This is a genomic window from Cryobacterium sp. TMT2-10 (genome assembly GCF_004403075.1).
In the GTDB taxonomy this organism is placed as follows: Bacteria; Actinomycetota; Actinomycetes; order Actinomycetales; family Microbacteriaceae; genus Cryobacterium; species Cryobacterium shii.
The window spans coordinates 1-18,568 of record NZ_SOGW01000024.1; the positions used below are offsets into that span (position 1 = coordinate 1).

General features: G+C 68.2%; 17 protein-coding genes and 2 pseudogenes. 10 read left to right on the forward strand and 9 right to left on the reverse strand.

From position 1 onward, the window contains the following. From E3T37_RS16680 to E3T37_RS02120, 4 genes are all read left to right on the forward strand, one after another. Positions 1-472: HNH endonuclease signature motif containing protein (locus E3T37_RS16680; protein ID WP_166806061.1), on the forward strand; the 472-nt coding region annotated here is incomplete at its 5' end. Positions 473-693: 221 nt separating this feature from the next. Continuing rightward, entirely contained in the window at positions 694-1,980 is a 1,287-nt protein-coding gene (locus tag E3T37_RS02110) for a glycine betaine/L-proline ABC transporter ATP-binding protein (RefSeq protein WP_241994526.1), read from the forward strand. After that, the gene (locus E3T37_RS02115; protein ID WP_134365204.1) at positions 1,977-2,864 is read left to right on the forward strand and encodes a proline/glycine betaine ABC transporter permease; all 888 of its coding nucleotides are present in this window, start codon (positions 1,977-1,979) and stop codon (positions 2,862-2,864) included. The genes E3T37_RS02110 and E3T37_RS02115 overlap by 4 nt, the downstream gene beginning before the upstream one ends. A 52-nt stretch (positions 2,865-2,916) precedes the next feature. Further along, entirely contained in the window at positions 2,917-3,813 is an 897-nt protein-coding gene (locus E3T37_RS02120) for a glycine betaine ABC transporter substrate-binding protein (protein ID WP_134365205.1), read from the forward strand. Between the two features lie 49 nt (positions 3,814-3,862). Here E3T37_RS02120 and E3T37_RS02125 read toward each other — a convergent pair whose 3' ends face one another. From E3T37_RS02125 to E3T37_RS02145, 5 genes and pseudogenes are all read right to left on the reverse strand, one after another. Further along, positions 3,863-4,321 carry a flavodoxin domain-containing protein gene (locus tag E3T37_RS02125; RefSeq protein WP_241975938.1) on the reverse strand — a complete coding sequence of 153 codons (459 nt, stop codon included), beginning with the start codon at positions 4,319-4,321 and terminating at the stop codon, positions 3,863-3,865. 100 nt (positions 4,322-4,421) lie between these two features. Then, positions 4,422-5,015, reverse strand: a complete 594-nt coding sequence (locus E3T37_RS02130; protein ID WP_134365206.1) for an energy-coupling factor transporter transmembrane protein EcfT — start codon at positions 5,013-5,015, stop codon at positions 4,422-4,424. Beyond that, the gene (locus E3T37_RS02135) at positions 5,012-5,692 is read right to left on the reverse strand and encodes an energy-coupling factor ABC transporter ATP-binding protein (protein ID WP_134365207.1); all 681 of its coding nucleotides are present in this window, start codon (positions 5,690-5,692) and stop codon (positions 5,012-5,014) included. Before E3T37_RS02135 ends, E3T37_RS02130 begins: the two co-directional genes overlap by 4 nt. Beyond that, positions 5,689-6,309: a biotin transporter BioY gene (locus tag E3T37_RS02140; protein ID WP_134365208.1), complete on the reverse strand. Its 621-nt coding sequence runs from the start codon at positions 6,307-6,309 to the stop codon at positions 5,689-5,691. The genes E3T37_RS02135 and E3T37_RS02140 overlap by 4 nt, the downstream gene beginning before the upstream one ends. A 67-nt stretch (positions 6,310-6,376) precedes the next feature. Then, positions 6,377-8,195, reverse strand: a pseudogene (locus E3T37_RS02145) (glycoside hydrolase family 15 protein). Positions 8,196-8,224: 29 nt separating this feature from the next. Here E3T37_RS02145 and E3T37_RS02150 point away from each other — a divergent pair. Next, positions 8,225-9,601, forward strand: a complete 1,377-nt coding sequence (locus E3T37_RS02150) for a glucose-6-phosphate dehydrogenase (protein ID WP_134365209.1) — start codon at positions 8,225-8,227, stop codon at positions 9,599-9,601. A 46-nt stretch (positions 9,602-9,647) separates the two neighbouring features. Here E3T37_RS02150 and E3T37_RS02155 read toward each other — a convergent pair whose 3' ends face one another. The 4 genes from E3T37_RS02155 to E3T37_RS02170 form a co-directional block, all read right to left on the reverse strand. Next, positions 9,648-10,061, reverse strand: coding sequence for a hypothetical protein (locus tag E3T37_RS02155; RefSeq protein WP_134365210.1), 414 nt, complete (start codon positions 10,059-10,061; stop codon positions 9,648-9,650). A 90-nt stretch (positions 10,062-10,151) separates the two neighbouring features. Further along, the gene (locus tag E3T37_RS02160; protein ID WP_134365211.1) at positions 10,152-10,340 is read right to left on the reverse strand and encodes a hypothetical protein; all 189 of its coding nucleotides are present in this window, start codon (positions 10,338-10,340) and stop codon (positions 10,152-10,154) included. Positions 10,341-10,598: 258 nt separating this feature from the next. Continuing rightward, positions 10,599-11,405, reverse strand: a complete 807-nt coding sequence (locus E3T37_RS02165) for a PspA/IM30 family protein (RefSeq protein WP_134365212.1) — start codon at positions 11,403-11,405, stop codon at positions 10,599-10,601. Beyond that, positions 11,402-12,031, reverse strand: coding sequence for a hypothetical protein (locus E3T37_RS02170; protein ID WP_134365213.1), 630 nt, complete (start codon positions 12,029-12,031; stop codon positions 11,402-11,404). The genes E3T37_RS02165 and E3T37_RS02170 overlap by 4 nt, the downstream gene beginning before the upstream one ends. 146 nt (positions 12,032-12,177) lie before the next feature. On the opposite strand from E3T37_RS02170, the pseudogene E3T37_RS17260 reads away from it, so the two are divergent. The 5 genes and pseudogenes from E3T37_RS17260 to ilvN form a co-directional block, all read left to right on the forward strand. Then, a pseudogene (locus tag E3T37_RS17260) lies at positions 12,178-13,600 on the forward strand (trehalose-6-phosphate synthase); the annotation flags it as partial. 81 nt (positions 13,601-13,681) lie between these two features. Then, a complete protein-coding gene (otsB, locus tag E3T37_RS17265) occupies positions 13,682-14,419 on the forward strand; it encodes a trehalose-phosphatase (RefSeq protein WP_241994528.1) in 738 nt (245 codons plus the stop codon). Between the two features lie 29 nt (positions 14,420-14,448). Then, positions 14,449-16,143: a dihydroxy-acid dehydratase gene (gene ilvD, locus E3T37_RS02180; protein WP_134365214.1), complete on the forward strand. Its 1,695-nt coding sequence runs from the start codon at positions 14,449-14,451 to the stop codon at positions 16,141-16,143. A 35-nt stretch (positions 16,144-16,178) separates the two neighbouring features. Continuing rightward, positions 16,179-18,026, forward strand: a complete 1,848-nt coding sequence (locus tag E3T37_RS02185) for an acetolactate synthase large subunit (protein WP_134365215.1) — start codon at positions 16,179-16,181, stop codon at positions 18,024-18,026. A 2-nt stretch (positions 18,027-18,028) separates the two neighbouring features. Beyond that, a complete protein-coding gene (gene ilvN, locus E3T37_RS02190; protein ID WP_134365216.1) occupies positions 18,029-18,538 on the forward strand; it encodes an acetolactate synthase small subunit in 510 nt (169 codons plus the stop codon). The last annotated feature ends 30 nt before the right edge of the window (positions 18,539-18,568 follow it).

Sequence of the window (18,568 nt, forward strand, 5' to 3'; positions counted from 1 at the left end):
GCGAATCGCCGCCGGCGCACCGAGCTTCACCCGGCTTCTGGTGCACCCGGAGACCGGGGTGGTGCTCTCGGTCGGTCGAGACCGGTACAAGGTGCCCAAAGACCTCAAGAAGTACCTGCGGGTGAGGGACGAGACCTGCCGGTTCCCCGGCTGCAACCGGTCGGCAGCCCATTCGGACATCGACCATTCGCTGGACTGGCAGTTCAACGGTTTGACCGCCGAGGACAACCTCGCCCACCTGTGTCCGCCGTGCCACGCGCTCAAAAGCGAGACCCGGTGGACGGTACAACACCTCGAGGGCGGTGTCCTCCAGTGGAGGTCGCCGAGCGGGCGCGCATTCGTGACCGAGCCGGCCACGTTCATCCGTGCGGTGGCACCTGAACCACCACCACCGCCGGAACCCGACCCAGGGTTGCCTACCGCCGCTGAAATCGCAGATCCTGCGATGAAAACTCCCCCCGTGTTAGGGTAGTAGCTGGTCTTACGACCCTTCACCAGGACGCGAACACGCAGCCACGACCCCATTGGGACGGCCATTTCGTATGGTGAGGCCCTGACGGATGCGGTCCCATGATCGCTCCAGCCCACGCCCGAAACGGCGTCGAGGCCGGTCACGGCCTACCCGTCCGACACAGCGCGCACCCGACACGTCGGCCGTCAAGACGGCCGCGCCCGGCGTGCCGGGGAGAATCCGTGACCGAAACCATTGCCGTGAAGGCAGATCGACTGTACAAAGCGTTCGGGCGTCGCCCGCACGAGGTAGTCAAGAAAATGAAAGCGGGATCGAGCCGCGACGAGGTGTCCTCGCTGGGCACCGCCGCCGTGATCGACGCCTCCTTCGAGGTGCACCGTGGCGAGATATTCGTGGTGATGGGGCTGTCCGGCTCGGGCAAGTCCACCCTGATCCGCATGCTCAACGGTCTACTGGATGCCACCTCCGGCACCGTGACCGTGGCGGGTCAGCCGATCACCGGCATCCCGGCCGCCCAGCTGCGGGACGTGCGTCGCAAGAACATCTCCATGGTCTTCCAGCACTTCGCCCTGCTGCCGCACCGCTCGGTCATCGACAATGTGGCCTACGGACTCGAGGTGCAGGGTATGGGGCGCGAGGAACGCCTGGCCAAGGCCCGCACCATCATCAGTCTCGTGGGGCTCGACGGCTGGGCCGACAGCCTGCCGTCTGAACTCTCCGGTGGGATGCAGCAGCGCGTCGGCCTCGGCCGCGCACTCGCCGCCGACACCGATGTGCTGCTGATGGACGAGGCCTTCTCGGCTCTCGACCCGCTGATCCGCCGCGAGATGCAGGAACAGCTGATCGAGCTGCAGGCCGAGCTCGGCAAGACCATCATCTTCATCACGCACGACCTCAACGAGGCCATGTTCCTGGGTGACCGCATCGCGGTCATGCGCGACGGGCGGATCGTTCAGATCGGCACGCCGGAAGAGATCCTCACCGACCCGGCCAACGATTACGTCGCCCAGTTCGTGCAGGACGTCGACCGTGCCCGGGTGCTGACCGCTGCCAGTGTGATGGAGCCGGTGCGCGCCGTCGTCACGACCACCGGTGGTCCGCGTGCCGCCCTCCGCATCATGCGCGACTTCCAGACTTCCGCCGCGTTCGTGCTCAACCGCGACGGCAGCTTCGCCGGGGTCGTTCGCGACCGCGACGTGCTCAAACTCGTCAAGGCCGGGGACGCCGACCTGCGCTCGATCATCCTGGGCGACGCCGTCTCGGTCAGCCCGGATGCCCCGCTCGTCGAGCTGGTCGAACCCTCGGTTGAGAGCGACCTGGCCATTGCCGTCGTCGACGAGAAGAAGCGCCTGCTCGGCGTCATCCCCCGGGTGACCCTGCTGGCCGCGCTCGGCAACGTGAGCACGAACACCGGTGACCTGCCCGTGATCGAGCCGGCGGCGACCATCTCCGTCAGCATGATCACCGAAACCCTGCGCGAAACCGCGCTGGAAGGAGCCGCACTGTGAACGACTTCCGCCTTCCCCTCGGCACCATCGTCGAGGGCTTCATCGACTGGATCACCGACACGTTCGGTTTCTTCTTCGACTTCATCCGGGCCGCCTTCGACGGTGCGTATGAGCTGGTCGACTTCCTGCTGGTGACGCCGCCCTTCTGGGTGATCATCGTGCTCGCGGCGGGACTGGCCCTGGCCACCCGCGGCTGGAAATTCATGGTCGGAACAATCCTCGGCCTCACGGTGATCGTCGGCGTCGACCAGTGGGAAAACGCGATGGACACCCTCGCGCTGGTGCTCGTCGCCAGTGTGCTGGCGATCGCTTTCAGCCTGCCGCTGGGAATTCTGGCGGCCAAATCGACGGTGGCGTCCAACATCATCCGCCCGATTCTGGACTTCATGCAGACCATGCCGGCCTTCGTGTACCTGATTCCCGCGCTGATCCTGTTCCGCGTCGGCGTCGTTCCCGGCATCGTGGCCACCATCATCTTCGCGATGGCTCCGGGAGTGCGCCTGACCGAACTGGGTATCCGCGGGGTGGACCGGGAAGTCGTCGAAGCCGGCCAGGCCTTCGGCGCCTCGCCGTGGCGGATACTCCGCCAGATCCAGCTGCCGCTGGCCATGCCGACCATCATGGCCGGTATCAACCAGGTCATCATGCTCTCCCTGTCGATGGTCGTCATCGCAGGAATGGTCGGTGCCGGTGGGCTCGGAGCGGATGTCGTCGCCAGCCTGAACCGCATCGATGTCGCACTCGGCTTGGAGGCCGGCCTGGCCGTGGTGATCCTCGCGATCTTCCTCGACCGACTGACCGCGGCCCTCGGCACCGGCGACACCCCCCTCGGCCGCATCCTCGCGGCCCGCAAGCGTCGCAGCCAGCAAGCTCTGGCTGCCTGACCTGCTCACTGTTGCACCCCGGTCACCGTCAGGTGACCCGAAAGGAAACACCATGAAGAAACGATCACTGTCCCTCCTCGCCATCGGAGCCGTCGGGCTTCTCGCCCTGTCCGGCTGCGCGGCCTCCGAAGCGGAGACCGTCGGAAACGGCAATAAGGACAAGAAAGACATCACCATCGCCGTGTTCAACGGCTGGGACGAAGGCGTCGCGGTGTCCGAACTCTGGAAGGCCATCCTCGACGAGAAGGGCTACAACGCCGAGCTGGAATACGCTGACGTCGCCCCCGTCTACTCCGGTCTCTCCACCGGCGACTACGACCTGAACATGGATGTCTGGATGCCCAAGACCCACGCGTCCTACGTCAAGGAATACGGCGACGACATCGTCGATCTGGGGGCCTGGAACAAGGAATCACGGCTGACCATCGCCGTGAACGAGGACGCCCCGATCGACTCCCTCGACGAGCTGGCCAAGAACGCCGACAAGTTCGGCAATCGCATCGTCGGGATCGAGCCCGGAGCCGGCCTGACCAAGGCGACCACCGAGAAGGTCATCCCGACCTACGGCCTCGAGGACATGGAATACCTGACCTCGTCGACCGCCGCCATGCTCACCGAACTCACCGCGGCCACCAAAGCCGGCGAGAACATCGCCGTGACCCTCTGGGAGCCGCACTGGGCGTACGGTTCGCTGCCGATCAAGACCCTCGACGACCCCAAGGGCGCGCTGAAGGGCAAGGAGAGTCTGCACTCCTACGCCAAGGCCGACTTCGCCGACGACTTCCCGCGGGCCACCACCTGGATCAAGGGCTTCGACATGGACCTCGACAAGCTGTACTCGCTCGAAAAGGCCATGTTCGTCGACTACGACGGCAAGGACTACGAGCCGATCGTGGCGAAGTGGATCTCCGAAAACCAGGATTACGTGGACTTGCTCACCAGCAAGTAGCGCAACCCCACAAGGCCCGGATCCCCTCGATCCGGGCCTTTTTCGCGCACTATCGGTGGATGGCGGACACGATCGACCCCGCCCACGCGACCGCTTTCTCGAGCTCGCCCGCCGCCAGGGGACCGTGCGTGCCCTCCACGACGAACCCCACGGGCCTGGCCACGATATGGGCGCCCGCCCGCTCGAGGGCGTGCGCCATCTTGCCGGCGGCGTCTCCGTGGATGAACAGCCTGAGCCGCGTGTCGAACGCCGCGGCCCGCACCCCTCGCAGGGTTCCGTGGCTGAACTGGGCGAGGAACGTCTGCATCCGCGGCGAGGGACGCCAGCCGTTGACCGGGCCGCCCACGACGAGGAGTTCGACGCCGGTGAGACTGTCGAGTCCCAGACCGGCAACGGGAACGGCTCGGGTGTCCTCGCCGAGCTCTGCGGCAATCGCCTCGGCGATCACCTGGGTGTTGCCGAAGTTCGAGTCGTAGACGACGAGCGTGCTCATGTTTCCTGTGCCCATGGTGTCCTCCACTATCGGGTCCGGGGAGGTTCTGCCCTGATCAGTCTGCCCCCGGCCATGCGGACCGGCAAGGGATGCGGCGCCTCGGCCGGGGAGCGGTTCAGTCGTCGAGGCCGCGGGCCACCAGGGCCTCGCCGATCGCGTCCGCCGCATACAGGGAGCGCACCACGACCGGCACAGCGAGGGCCAGCAGAGATCCCTGGGTTCCCCGGGCCCGGCGGGCCTCGATCACCTCGGTCACGATCTCGGCGACGAGGGGGATGCAGCGCAGGGTGAGGGCCACGAGCAGTCCGACCCGGTCGGCGTCGATCCAGCGGCGCAACGGCCGCAGCATCCGTTGGAACCCCTCGAGCACGGCCGTGACCGTGGTGGTCAGGGTGAACAGTGCGGCCAGCGCCACCGCGATCAGCAGGCGCCCGGCCATCAGGCCGGCGACGGTCCAGCCCGCGAACAGAGCCTGCACGGGCACGGCGATCAGCAGGACCCAGAGGATCGGCCCGATCTGCTGCCAGGCCGGTGCCAGGGGCACGCGCGCCACGAGGTAGAGCCCGAACACGACCGCGAGGGCGGCGCCGAGTTGCCACGGCTCCCCGAGCAGCCCCACGATCATCACCCCGGCGGAGAGCAGCGCCAGCTTGAGCAGCATCGGTGCACGGTGGATGAGCGAGTGCCCGGGGTGGTACAGCCCGATCATGCCAGCAGTGCCCGATACGACCCGAGGGCGGCCTCCGGCGTGCCGTCGGCGACGACCCGGCCGTCCTCGATCACCACCACACGGTCGAAGGCGGCCAGCAACTCGAGCTGGTGGGTCACCACGATGACCTGCTGGCTCATCCCGAGCAGGAGCTCGGTGATCCGGCGGGCGTTCCGCGCGTCGAGCAGGGTGGTCGGTTCGTCCGCCACCACGATCTGCGGTTCAGCGACGAGCACGGCGGCCAGGGCGAGCAGCTGTTTCTGACCGCCGGACAGTCGGTGCGCCGGGTGGTCGGCATGCTGGCTGAGGCCGAACCGATCCAGCGCGGCCGTCGTTCGGGCGGCTACCTCATCCCGGGTCAGCCCGCGCCGCCGCAGGGTGAACGCGACGTCCTCCGCGACGGTGGGCATGACGATCTGGTTGTCCGGGTTCGTGAAAATGAACCCCACCTTGCGCCGCACCTCTTTGGCGTTGCGGGCCACGTTCAGCCCGTCGACCGTGACCGTTCCGCTGTCGGGGGTGATCAACCCGTTGATCAGCCGCACCAGCGTGGACTTGCCGGAGCCATTGGCGCCGACGATCCCAACCCTCCGCTCGGTGAGATTCAGACGGATGTCGCGTAGCACCATCCGTTCGCCGAACGCATGCGAGACCCCGTCGAAGCTGATCGAGCTCATCGGCGACCGGCGAAGACCTTCGACGTGCGGGCTGACCGGCGACGCACCGGGATCAGCCCGGGGTAGGCCTTGTGCACCTGGCGTGCGACCAGCACGGTGACGACAGCCTTGAGCACGTCACCCGGCAGGAATTTCACGCTGTCGACCGCCGCAACCCAGACCGGCAGGCCCAGGTTCAGCGCGGTGACCGGTACGCCGACGAGGTAGACCACGACGATGCCGCCCAGCACGGTCGCACCCAGCGCGGCCCAGAACGGGTAGCGGGGGAGCAGCCTCCCGGTCAGGTAGCCGATGACCACCACGCCCAGCAGCCAGCCGTAGAGGTAACCGGCCGCCGGGCTCGTGGTGAACCAGACCAGCCCGCCGCGGCCGCCCGACAACAGGGGCAGGCCCGCCGCGGCCAGCACAAGGAGCAGCGCCACGGCGAAGAAGCCCTTCCGGGCGCCGAGCACGGCGCCCGCCAGCATCACCCCCAGGGTCTGGAAGGTGATCGGCACGGCCACCGCACCGATGGTCAGGGCGCCCGGCAGCCCCAGGGCAGCGATCAGGGCGGCGAAGATGGCAATCTGCGCGAGATCACGGACGGTGAGTGTGCGGGTGCGGGTGCGTGCGGTCATGCTCTTCAATCTAGAATCCTCCGGCGGCCCCGTTCCGACGAAGACCTACAAAGAATATGACCGAACTCTATAATCCTGGGCCGGCGGCGGATGTTCCGACCGGCACGGAGCCGGCGACGATCGCGTCAGCCGCCAGCGCCAGCGCCAGGTGGGACAGTGCCTGCGGCGTGTTGCCCGCCTGGTGACCGTAGCGAACGTCGTACTCCTCGGAGAGCAGGCCGACGTCGTTGGAGAGTGCTACCAGACGCTCCATCAGGGCCGTCGCGTCGGAGCCCCTGCCGGACGCGGCATACTGTTCGACCAGCCAGAACGAGCACGCCAGGAATGGTTGCTCGCCCGCGGGGAGACCGGCCACGGTCGTGTCGGTGCGGTAGCGCAGCACCAGGCCGCCGCTGAGAAGGTCGGCCTCGATCGCGGCCACCGTGCCGAGCATCCGTGGATCGTCCGGCGCGCAGAAGCCGACCTGGGGGAGTACGAGCAGGGATGCGTCCACATCGCTACCGCCGAAGTACTGGGTGAAGATGTTGCGCTCCGCGTCGAATCCGTGCCGCTCGATGTCCAGCCGCACCTTCTCGCGCAATTCGGCCCAGCGCTCGACCGGCCCGTCGAGTCCGAACTCGCTCACGCCGCGCACCATCCGGTCGAAGGCCGCCCAGACCATCACGCGGGAGTGGGCGAATTCGCGGGCCGGTCCGCGCACCTCCCAGATGCCCTGGTCCGGGCGAGACCAGTTGTGCTCGAGGTAGTCGATCAGGGCCCGCTGCAGCGGCCAGGAGAACTCCGTTTCAGTGATCCCCGCCTCGCGGGCAGCGTGCAGCGCAACCAGCACCTCGCCGATGACGTCGGCCTGGAACTGGTTGACGGCGCCGTTGCCCACCCGCACCGGTCCGGCGCCGCGGTATCCCGGCAGGCTGGTCAGCTCGCGTTCGGGGAGGTAGCGTTCGCCCGAGAGCCCGTACATGATCTGCACATCCTCCGGGTCGCCGGCAACCGCCAGCAACCGCCCGCAACAGCCAGGCCCGCCAGCCCTGGGCCTCCACCTCGTATCCGTGGGACAGCAGCACGGACCGGGTGAGGGCGGCATCCCGGAGCCAGACGTACCGGTAATCCCAGTTGCGGTGCCCGCCCCGGGACTCGGGAAGGGACGTGGTCGCGGCAGCCACGATTCCCCCGGTGGTCTCGTGCGTGAGCGCACGCAGCACGAGCATCGATCGCACCACCTCGTCCCGGAAAGCGCCTTCGTGGGTGTACGAGCGCGCCCAGCCCTGCCACCACTCGGCCGTGCGGTGCAGGGAGTCGGTGACATCCAGGGCGTGTGGCGGCTCCTCGTGCGACGGGTACCAGGCCAGTTGCAGGTCGACGGTCTCGCCGGCCGCGACGGTCAATTGCGAGACGTGCCGGTGGTCCGCCGGAGTCAGGCCGGGACCCCGCAGGATCACGGCGTCCGGACCCGCCACGGCGATCAGGTCACGCTGGTCTCCGCGGCGGAGCTGGCGAACCCAGGGCATGGTCGTCGCACAGCCGAAGCGGATGCGTAACTCCTGGCCCATCCGCACCGATCCGGAGATGCCCAGCACCCGGCGCACCAGGTCCGATCGCCGATCGCCGTGGGGCATGAAATCCAGGACCCCCACCTGCCCCGTCTCCGTCGTCCAGACCTGGGACAGGATGAAGGTGCCGTCGACATAGGAGCGTGTGCAGGTGGCCGAATCGTCCACGGGCGCCAGGAGCCATCGTCCGTGGTCCTCGTCGCCGAGGAGGGCCCCGAACATCGAGGCCGAGTCGTAGCGGGGCAGGCAGAGCCAGTCAATGCTCCCGTCCCGGCCGACGAGGGCCGCGGTGTGGCAGTCGCTGATCAGGGCATAATCTTCGATGTTGAGCGCCATGCAGACACCCTGCCAGCTAGGTTTGTCAGATGACCGCGCACATCTCGACGTTTCTTCTCCTGGGTGCGGGCGGGGACCTGTCATCCCGCCTTCTCATGCCCGCCCTGGGTCAGCTCCTGACGAAGCAGCCCGAGCGCCGGCTGCAGCTGGTCGGAGCGGGGCGGGAAGAATTCACTCCGGCCGCCTGGCGGGCCGTCGTGAAGAAATCGTTCGCCACGGCCGGAGCCTCAGGGTCCGCCGTGGACAGGGTCATCGCCGAGACCACGTATCACACGGCGAATCCCGCGGATCCGGCGGACCTCGCCCGGGTGCTGGCGGAATGCGAGGGCGTGCCGGCCGTGTACCTGGCCGTGCCTCCCGCCGTCGCCGCCCTGGTGTGTGACGCGCTCGCCGAGGTCGGGCTGCCGGCGGGCGCCCAGATCGCCCTCGAGAAACCCTTTGGCGTCGATGAGGAGAGCGCCGTCGCCCTGAACGCCCGGCTCGCCGGATTCGTGCCCGAGAACCAGATCCATCGCGTTGACCACTTTCTGGAGCGCTCCACCGTCTACAACCTGCTCGGGCTCCGATTCGCCAACCGGATCTTCGAACCGCTGTGGAGCAGCGAGCACATCGAGCGTGTGGACATCGTCTACGACGAGCAGCTCGGCCTGGAGGGCCGGGCGGGGTACTACGACCGCGCCGGCGCTCTGGTCGACATGATCCAGAGTCACCTTCTGCAGGTGCTGGCCGTGCTGGCCATGGAGCCACCGTCCTCTCTGGGAGCGGCCGACCTCCGGGATGCGAAGGGAATCGTGCTGCGCGCCACCCGGCTGCGCAACGGCAACCCCGCACGCAATAGCCATCGCGCTCGCTACACCGCCGGTGTCGTCGACGGGCACTCCGTGCCGTCGTACGTCGATGAGCACGGGGTGCGGGCGGAGAACAATACCGAGACTCTGGCCGAGGTCACTCTCGAGATCAACACCTGGCGCTGGGCGGGCGTCCCGTTCACCCTGCGATCAGGGAAGGCCCTCGCCGAGCGCCGCCGTGAAATCGTGATCACTTTCAAACCGGTGCCGTACCTGCCGACCGGGTTCGGCGCCCAGCCGGGCCCGACCGTCCTGCGGATCCTGCTGGTCCCGGACGAGATCTCGCTGGAACTGAACCTCAACGGCCCGGGGGACCCGCTCACCCTTGACCGGGTGCACCTCAACGCGGCATTCGGGCCGGGTCAACTGCTGGCGTACGGCGAGGTGCTCGAGGGAGTGCTCGGCGGGGATCCGACGCTCTCGGTGCGTGGGGACTCCGCGGAAGAGTGCTGGCGCATCGTGGCGCCGGTGCTTGCCGCCTGGCGCACGGATGCCGTACCCCTGGGGGACTATCCGGCGGGGACCACGGGCCCGGCGGATTGGAAACCCGTCGGCTGACTGACCCAGGAGCCCAGACCGGTCGGTCTGGCTGCTCGCGCCGCTCTTAAGCGACGAGTCGGGCGCGATCCGTCGACTCGGCCGCTTCGGGCGCGGCCGAGGAGAAGTGGGGCAGTGCCACGGGGGCCAGGGCTGCTCGCTCCGGCTCGGCCCACACGGAAATCGGGGCCGGCGTCCAGGACAGGGCCGTCGGCTCCGCCGAGACCTCGCCGCGCAGGGCAGCCGTCTCGATGCGCAGCACGGCAGCGAGCGAGGACGCGATCTGGTGTGCCTTCAGGCCGTGGAAGATCACATCGGTGTCGTCGCTGCTGCGGGGCACGAGGGTCCACTGCCCCTGGGTTCCGACAAGCTGCGCGAGCTGCTCGTGCAGAAGAGCGAAGACCTGTTCGTCGGTGAGCTCGGCCAGGGGCGGCGGGGTGACCGGCGCCACCGGTTCGACGCGACGTCGACGACCAAACATCGGGGAGCCCCTCTCGGCTGTGCTGAGTATTACTCCCAGTGTGCCGCCTTCACGCAGGCAAACCGTTCTGACACGCCGCAGAACCCCCGGTCAGTGCTCGATCTGGCGCTCGTCGGCGTCTTCGATGATCGTGCCGACGGCGACGGCGAAACTGAGTCCCCAGCCGATCCACATCAGGACCAGACGCCAGTCGTGTTTCTCGGTGCGGGTGGCGTGCAGGATGTTCAGCCCGCCGGCCAGTACACCGAGCATGGCACTGCTGAAAATGAACTTGCGCATAAAAGGGCCTCCTGCCTCCACGCTACCCGGCCCACCGGATATTCCTGTGATCCGACCCGTTTTTTCACCGGCCACTGCCCGCTGCCCGCCGCCCCACGAACTGCTCGCGAACCAATTCGACGGAGATTTTGCCGATATCGTGCCCCGGCGCACCGATTGGGTGGTTTTAACTCAAAATCTCCGTCGAATTGGTTCGACGCCGGGCCTGCTTCACCGGCACGGACTTCGTCGGAGCGGGCGGGCTGGTTCGCCGACCGGTCAGGGGGTGTTCGGGCCCTGGCCGATGCTCAGCCAGGCGTCGGTTCCGGGCTGGGGTCGGGCTCCGCCCCGGCTGCCCGGCCCGGTGCCGGGGGCGCTGCCCGGGCGGGAAGCGCGGGCGTTCTTCATCGCCTGGAGTTGGCGGTCGACGTCTGCTTTCGTCGTGCCGGCCGACAGCTGGCGTTCGAGGTCCGCGTCGGGCGCGGCGGTGGCATCGCTCAAGGCGCCGCTGGAGAGCAGCTCGTCGGTGGCGGCGGCGCGGGCCTGCATCTGCGCGACCCGGTCTCTGGCCCGGTCGAGGTTGATGCCGACATCGCTCATCTGGGAGCCGATCCCCGCCGCGGCCTGGTTGGCCCTCACCCGCGCCTCGGACGCGGAGTAGGTGGCCTTGATCGTCTCTTTCTCCGTGCGGAAGGCGGCGACCCGTTCAGCGAGGCGACGCTCGTTGTCGTGCAGTTGCGCCTGCTGGTGTTCCAGCGCGGTGTACCGGTTCTGCAGGGCCGCGACCTGGCTCTCGAGGAGGGAGCGGCGCTCGAGTGCCGTGCGGGCGAGGTCTTCCCGTCCCTGGTTCAGAGCCTCCTGGGCCTGGTCGGCCAGCCGCTGGTAGCGGGAGCCCATTTCCTGCCCCTGCAGCTCGATCCGTTTCTTCGTCGTCGCCACCTCGGCCAGTCCCTGCCGCATCTGCTGCAGCATCCTGACCTGTTGCTCGTAGCTGTCGTCGGGGGCCTCCCGGGGGTCCTCCAGCCGGGTCAGGGCTCGGGACGACTTGCTGCGAAGGATGACCCGCAGCCGCGAGCTGATGGTCATGATCCGTTCCCCCCGGTCAGACGGTTCGTGGACCCCCGGTGCATCGCCTCAAGGACAGGAGGGGAGGGGAATGCGTCGTGGCCGTTGAGCGTGCGCAACTCCTGCACTCCGGCCCTCAGCGCGTCGACCTCATGGTCGACATCGGAATGCAGGGTCATCAGGCTGTCGTCGGTCAGGTCGCCGAGGCCGGAAGCGACGGCCGAGCGCAGGCGGCGCACCAGCACGGCGACCTGGTCGACCCGGCGGCGCGCCACCGGTATCGCCTCGGCGAGAACGGCGGGATCGCTCTCGCTCTGCAGCAGCCGCAACTGCGTTTCCAGCGTCGCGCCCTCGCTCCGGACCCGGCGAAAGAGCCGCGGGAGTTCGCCGAGCGGGCCCTCGCTGCTTCGGGCCAGGTCGACCGCTGCCTGCCCGCTGTCGAGAGTGTCCTGCAGCCGCACGCGCAGCTTCAGGACCTCGCGTTGCGGGCCCCGGACCACCCGGGCTTGTGAGCGCAGAACCGCGCCGGTCAGCATCCGGCTCGGGCGAAGGCGTTTGTAGAGCATGCGCACCACGACGAAGGTCACGATGAAGGAAACAAGGATGATGACGAAGAGTGCGATCAGCACCGAACTGAGCGTTGTCATGGGTCCGCCTTTTTCGAACGGTTCTCGTTGGGTCATGCCACGTCGCGACACGTTTGCAAACCAAAATACGCCGCTTTCCGACCCGCTGGTAGCCTTGAAAGTCCACCCAGGCGATCGCCTCCGCGCCCGCCGGAACGGACGAGACCATTTCTTCTTCAGCCGAACCCACGGCATCCGCCGATGGCCACGACGTGACCTATTCCCTGGTCGTGGTCTCCAACCGCCTCCCGGTCGAGATCGACGTCGCCGACGACGGCACCGAGAGTTGGCGCACCTCGCCCGGCGGGCTGGTCACCGCCCTGGAGCCGTTGATGCGGAGTTCCGACGGCGCCTGGGTCGGCTGGCCGGGAGTCGCCGACCGCACCTTCGAACCGTTCGAGAACGACGGCATCTCGATCGTGCCGGTGCGGCTGAGCGAAGCCGACCTCGAGGACTATTACGAGGGCTTCTCCAACGACACCATCTGGCCGCTGTACCACGACGTGATCGCACCGCCGAGCTTTCACCGCGAGTGGTGGGACGCCTATGTCCGGGTCAACCGGCGCTTTGCCGAGGCCGCCGCCGCCGCCGCGTCCACCGGCGCGACCGTCTGGGTGCACGACTACCAGCTGCAGCTCGTGCCACGGATGCTGCGCGAGGCGCGCNATCGGCTTCTTCAACCACATCCCCTTCCCGCCCTACGGGATCTACGCCCAGCTGCCCTGGCGCAAGCAGATCCTCGACGGCCTGCTGGGGGCCGACCTGGTCGGATTCCAGCGCCTGGCCGACGCGGGCAACTTCTCCCGGGCCGTGCGCCGCCTCTACGGTTACCCGACCCGCGGCGTCGCCATCGACGTTCCGGCGCCCGACGGCCAGACGCGGCGAGTGATCGCCAAACACTTCCCGATCTCCATCGACGCGGCCTCCTACGAGGAACTGGCCCGTGACCCCGAGGTTCAGGCGCGCGCCCGCCAGATCCGCGAAGACCTCGGCAACCCGAAGACCATCATGCTCGGCGTCGACCGCCTGGACTACACCAAGGGCATCGCGCACCGGATCAAGGCCTTCGGCGAGCTGCTCGCCGACGGCAGCCTGAGCGTCGAGGACGTCACCCTGGTGCAGGTGGCCAGCCCCTCCCGCGAACGGGTCGGGCCTTACATCGCGCTGCGGGACGAGATCGAACTGGCGGTCGGCCGGCTCAACGGGGACTTCTCGACCATCAGCCACACCGCCATCAGTTACCACCACCACGGCTACCCGCGGGAGGAGATGGTCGCCCTGTACCTGGCCGCGGACGTGATGCTCGTCACCGCGCTCCGGGACGGCATGAACCTCGTCGCCAAGGAATACGTCGCTGTGCGCTTCGACCGCGACGGCGTACTCGTCCTGAGCGAGTTCGCCGGGGCCGCCGACGAGCTCAAGCAGGCCGTGCTGATCAACCCGCACGACATCGACGGGGTAAAGGCGGCCATCCTCCGGGCGATCGCCATGCCCCGCCCGGAACGTCAGCGACGGATGCGCGCGCTGCGCCGCAAGGTCTTCGACAACGACGTCGCCGCCTGGTCCTCGTCCTTCCTCCGCACCCTCACCGAAGGAGCCGCCGTGCGCCCCGGAATCCCCGACGCCCTCGTGGGCGCGCTCCGCGAGGTCAGCGGCGCGGACAAGCTCCTCGTGGCCCTCGACTTCGACGGGACCCTCGCCCCGCACGTCGACCGGCCGGAAGATGCGCGGGCCGTGGACGGCACCCGGGGCGCCGTGCAGCGCCTGCTCGACCTGGACGGAGTGCGGGTGGCCTTCGTCTCCGGCCGGGCCCTGGTCAGCCTGCGGTACGTGTCCGACCCGCAGGATGACGTGCTGCTCACCGGCTCCCACGGGATCGAGGTGCAGCTCGACACCGCCGACATCCAGTTGGATCTCGTGGCCGCCGAACTGGAACAACTGGAAACCCTGAACCGGGTGCTCGAGGGCATCTCCGCATCCGTCGAGGGCACCTGGATTGAGCGAAAGCCCGCGGGGCGCGCCCTGCACACCCGCCTGGCCACGCCGCAGGCCGGCCAGGCCGCCCAGAAGGAGGCCAGGGACCAGCTCAGCGTGCTGATACCCGGGATGACCGTGCGCGCCGGCAAGGACGTGCTCGAGTTCGCGGTGCGGGGCAGCACCAAGGGGGACGCGCTCGAGCGGCTCCGCGAGTACACGGGAGCCGACCGGGTGTTCTACGCCGGGGACGACCTGACCGACGAGGACGCCTTCGCGGTGCTGCACGAGGGTGACCTCGGCCTCAAGATCGGCGCCGGGCCGTCACTGGCCGGCTACCGCGTGCGGGGGCCTGAGGAGGTTCCCCGGGTGCTGGGAATCATCGCGGACATCCGGGAGGCGGCCGCCACCGCGGCCGAGGCCCGGGCGAACTGAGCCCCACTTCGAGGTTCTAGACTCAGTGCATGACTGAGATCGATCTGAAGCCACGCAGCCGCGACGTGACAGACGGGATCGAAGCCACCACTTCTCGTGGGATGCTTCGTGCCGTCGGGATGGGAGACGCCGACTGGGAAAAACCCCAGATCGGTATCGCCAGTTCCTGGAACGAGATCACCCCCTGCAACCTGTCGCTGGACCGCCTCGCGCAGGCCGCCAAGGAAGGCGTGCACGGCGGCGGCGGCTACCCGCTTCAGTTCGGCACCATCTCGGTCTCCGACGGCATCTCGATGGGCCATGAGGGCATGCACTTCTCCCTGGTGTCCCGCGAGGTCATCGCCGACTCGGTCGAGGTCGTCATGCAGGCCGAGCGACTCGACGGCTCCGTGCTCCTGGCCGGCTGCGACAAGTCGCTCCCCGGCATGCTGATGGCCGCCGCGCGCCTCGACCTGGCCAGTGTCTTCCTCTACGCCGGCTCGATCGCGCCCGGCTGGGTCAAGCTCTCCGACGGCACCGAAAAAGACATCACCATCATCGACTCGTTCGAAGCGGTCGGCGCGGTGAAGGCCGGGCGGATGTCTGAAGCCGACGCCAAGCGGATCGAGTGCGCCTTCGCCCCCGGCGAGGGTGCCTGCGGCGGCATGTACACCGCCAACACGATGGCCAGCGTCGCCGAGGCCCTCGGCATGAGCCTGCCCGGCTCCGCCTCGCCCGCCTCCGCCGACCGCCGCCGCGACTACTACGCGCACCGCTCCGGCGAGGCCGTCGTCAACCTGCTGCGCCTGGGGATCACGGCCAGGGACATCCTGACCCGCAAGGCCTTCGAGAACGCGATCGCGGTGGCGATGGCGTTCGGCGGCTCCACCAACGTGGTGCTGCACCTGCTGGCCATCGCGAACGAGGCCGAGGTCGACCTGACCCTCGACGACTTCAACCGGATCGGCGACAAGGTTCCCCACATCGGCGACCTCAAGCCGTTCGGCAAGTACGTCATGAACGACGTGGACCGCCACGGCGGGGTTCCCGCCGTCATGCGCGCCCTGCTCGAGGCCGGGCTGATCCACGGCGACGCGCTCACCGTGACCGGCAAGACCGTCGCCGAGAACCTGGCCGAGGTCGACCCACCCGAACTGGACGGCGAGGTGCTGCGCACGCTCGACAACCCGATCCACGCCAGCGGCGGCATCACCATCCTCAAGGGGTCGATGGCCCCCGAGGGCGCCGTCGTCAAGACCGCCGGCTTCGACTCCGACGTGTTCGAGGGCCCGGCCCGCGTGTTCGAGCGCGAGCGCGCCGCCATGGACGCCCTCACCGAGGGCACGATCGAGAAGGGTGACGTGGTCGTCATCCGCTACGAGGGCCCGAAGGGCGGCCCGGGAATGCGGGAGATGCTCTCGATCACTGCGGCCATCAAGGGCGCCGGGCTCGGCGCCGATGTACTACTCTTAACGGACGGTCGATTCTCAGGCGGCACAACCGGACTGTGCATCGGCCATATAGCACCCGAAGCGGTGGACGCAGGTCCAATCGCCTTCGTGCGCGATGGTGATCTCATACGGGTCGATATCGCAGCTCGCACGCTCGACCTACTGGTCGACCCTGATGAGCTGGCCGTCCGGAGTGTTGGCTGGGCCGCTCTGCCTCCGCGCTACACCCGGGGCGTTCTCGCCAAGTATTCGAAGCTCGTGCAGTCCGCGGCCGTTGGCGCCGTGACCGGCTAGCTCACCATTCGCAATCGAACTAGGGATTTGATTTCATGACCGCGGACACCTCACCCGTGCCATCGCCATCGCCATCGCCATCGCCATCGCCCTCGCCCTCGACCGCCGCCGCGTCCGTGGACGCGGGCCAGGGCAAGCCGGAGATCCTGACCGGCTCGGGGGCCATCATCCGATCGCTGGAACTGCTGGGAGTGACCGACGTCTTCGGCCTGCCCGGCGGCGCCGTGATCCCGCTCTACGACGAGCTGATGACACAGGACTCCATCCGGCACATCCTGGTGCGCCACGAACAGGGCGCCGGCCACGCGGCCGAGGGCTACGCGTCCGCCAGCAACCGGGTGGGCGTGGCCATCGCCACCTCCGGCCCGGGCGCCACCAACCTGGTCACGGCCATCGCCGACGCCTACATGGACTCGGTGCCGATCCTCTGCATCACCGGTCAGGTCTTCTCGACCCTGATGGGCACGGATGCGTTCCAGGAGGCCGACATCGTCGGCATCACCATGCCGATCACCAAGCACTCCTTCCTGGTCAAGCGGGCCGAGGACATCCCCGCGGCCATCGCCTCGGCGCACCTGATCGCCTCCACCGGCCGTCCCGGCCCCGTGCTCGTGGACATCACCAAGGACGCCCAGCAGCAGAAGGCGCCCTTCATCTGGCCGCCGAAGCTCGACCTGCCCGGCTACCGCCCCATCACCAAGGCGCACGGCAAGCAGGTGCAGGCCGCGGCCCAGCTGCTCGCCGAGGCGAAGAAGCCCGTGCTCTACGTCGGCGGCGGCGTCATCCGCGCCCGGGCGTCGGAAGAACTGCTCGCCTTCGCCGAGCTGACCAACACGCCCGTCGTCACCACCCTGATGGCCCGAGGCGCGTTCCCCGACTCCCACCAGCAGCACCTGGGCATGCCCGGCATGCACGGAACCGTGTCCGCGGTGCTGGCCCTGCAGGAATCCGACCTGATCATCGCGCTCGGCGCCCGGTTCGACGACCGGGTCACCGGCAAGGTCTCCGAGTTCGCGCCGCACGCCTCGATCGTGCACGTCGATGTCGACCCCGCTGAAATCGGCAAGATCCGCGCCGCCGATGTGCCGATCGTCGGCGATGCCAAGGATGTCATCGCCGACCTCACCGCCGCCTACGCGGCCGCCGCGAAGACGACGACCCCCGACATCAGCGCCTGGTGGACCTACCTCAGCGGCCTGCGCGAGGAATTCCCGCTCGGCTACGCGGAACCCACCGACGGGCTGATGAGCCCGCAGTTCGTGATCCAGCGCATCGGCGAACTGACCGGGCCGGAGGCCGTGTACGCGGCCGGCGTCGGCCAGCACCAGATGTGGGCCGCCCAGTTCATCAAGTACGAACGTCCCAACTCCTGGCTGAACTCCGGCGGAGCGGGCACGATGGGCTACTCCATCCCCGCGGCGATGGGCGCCAAGGTCGCCGAGCCCGACCGGGTGGTCTGGTCGATCGACGGCGACGGATGCTTCCAGATGACCAACCAGGAACTCGCCACCTGCACGATCAACAACATCCCGATCAAGGTCGCGATCATCAACAACTCCTCCCTGGGCATGGTGCGCCAGTGGCAGACCCTGTTCTACGACGGGCGGCACTCCTTCACCGACCTCAACACCGGGCACGGCTCCGACATGGTGCCGGACTTCGTGAAGCTGTCGGAGGCCTACGGCGCCCTCGCCATCCGCGTGACCAGCGCCGACCAGGTCGACGACGCCATCAAGCTGGCGCTCGCGACCAACGACCGCCCGGTCGTGATCGACTTCGTGGTCAGCCGCGACGCGATGGTCTGGCCGATGGTGCCGCAGGGCGTCAGCAACAGCTACGTCCAGTACGCCAAGGACCATGCACCGACCTGGGGAGAGGAATAACCATGACCAGCCACGTTCTGAGCCTCCTGGTCGAGGACAAGCCCGGCCTGCTGACCCGCGTCGCCGGCCTGTTCGCCCGCCGCGGATTCAACATCGAGAGCCTCGCCGTCGGTCACACCGAGGTCCCCGGTCTGTCCCGCATCACGATCCTCGTCGACGTCGAGGACGCCCCGCTGGAACAGGTGACCAAGCAGCTGAACAAGCTGATCAACGTGATCAAGATCGTCGAACTGGACCCGGCGCAGTCCGTGCAGCGCGAACACCTGCTCGTCAAGGTGCGCGCCGACAACACGACCCGGTCCATGGTGCTGGAAGCCGTCACGCTCTTCCGCGCCCGCGTCGTCGACGTGTCCGTGGACGCCGTCGTGATCGAGGTCACCGGCGACTCCGGCAAGACCCAGGCTCTGCTGCGCGTCCTCGAGCCCTACGGGATCAAGGAAATCGCCCAGTCCGGCCTGCTGGCCATCGGCCGCGGATCGAAATCCATCAGCGAACGCGTCTTCAAGAACTGACCTGCCGGTCTCCACCGTTTGACCTTCCGG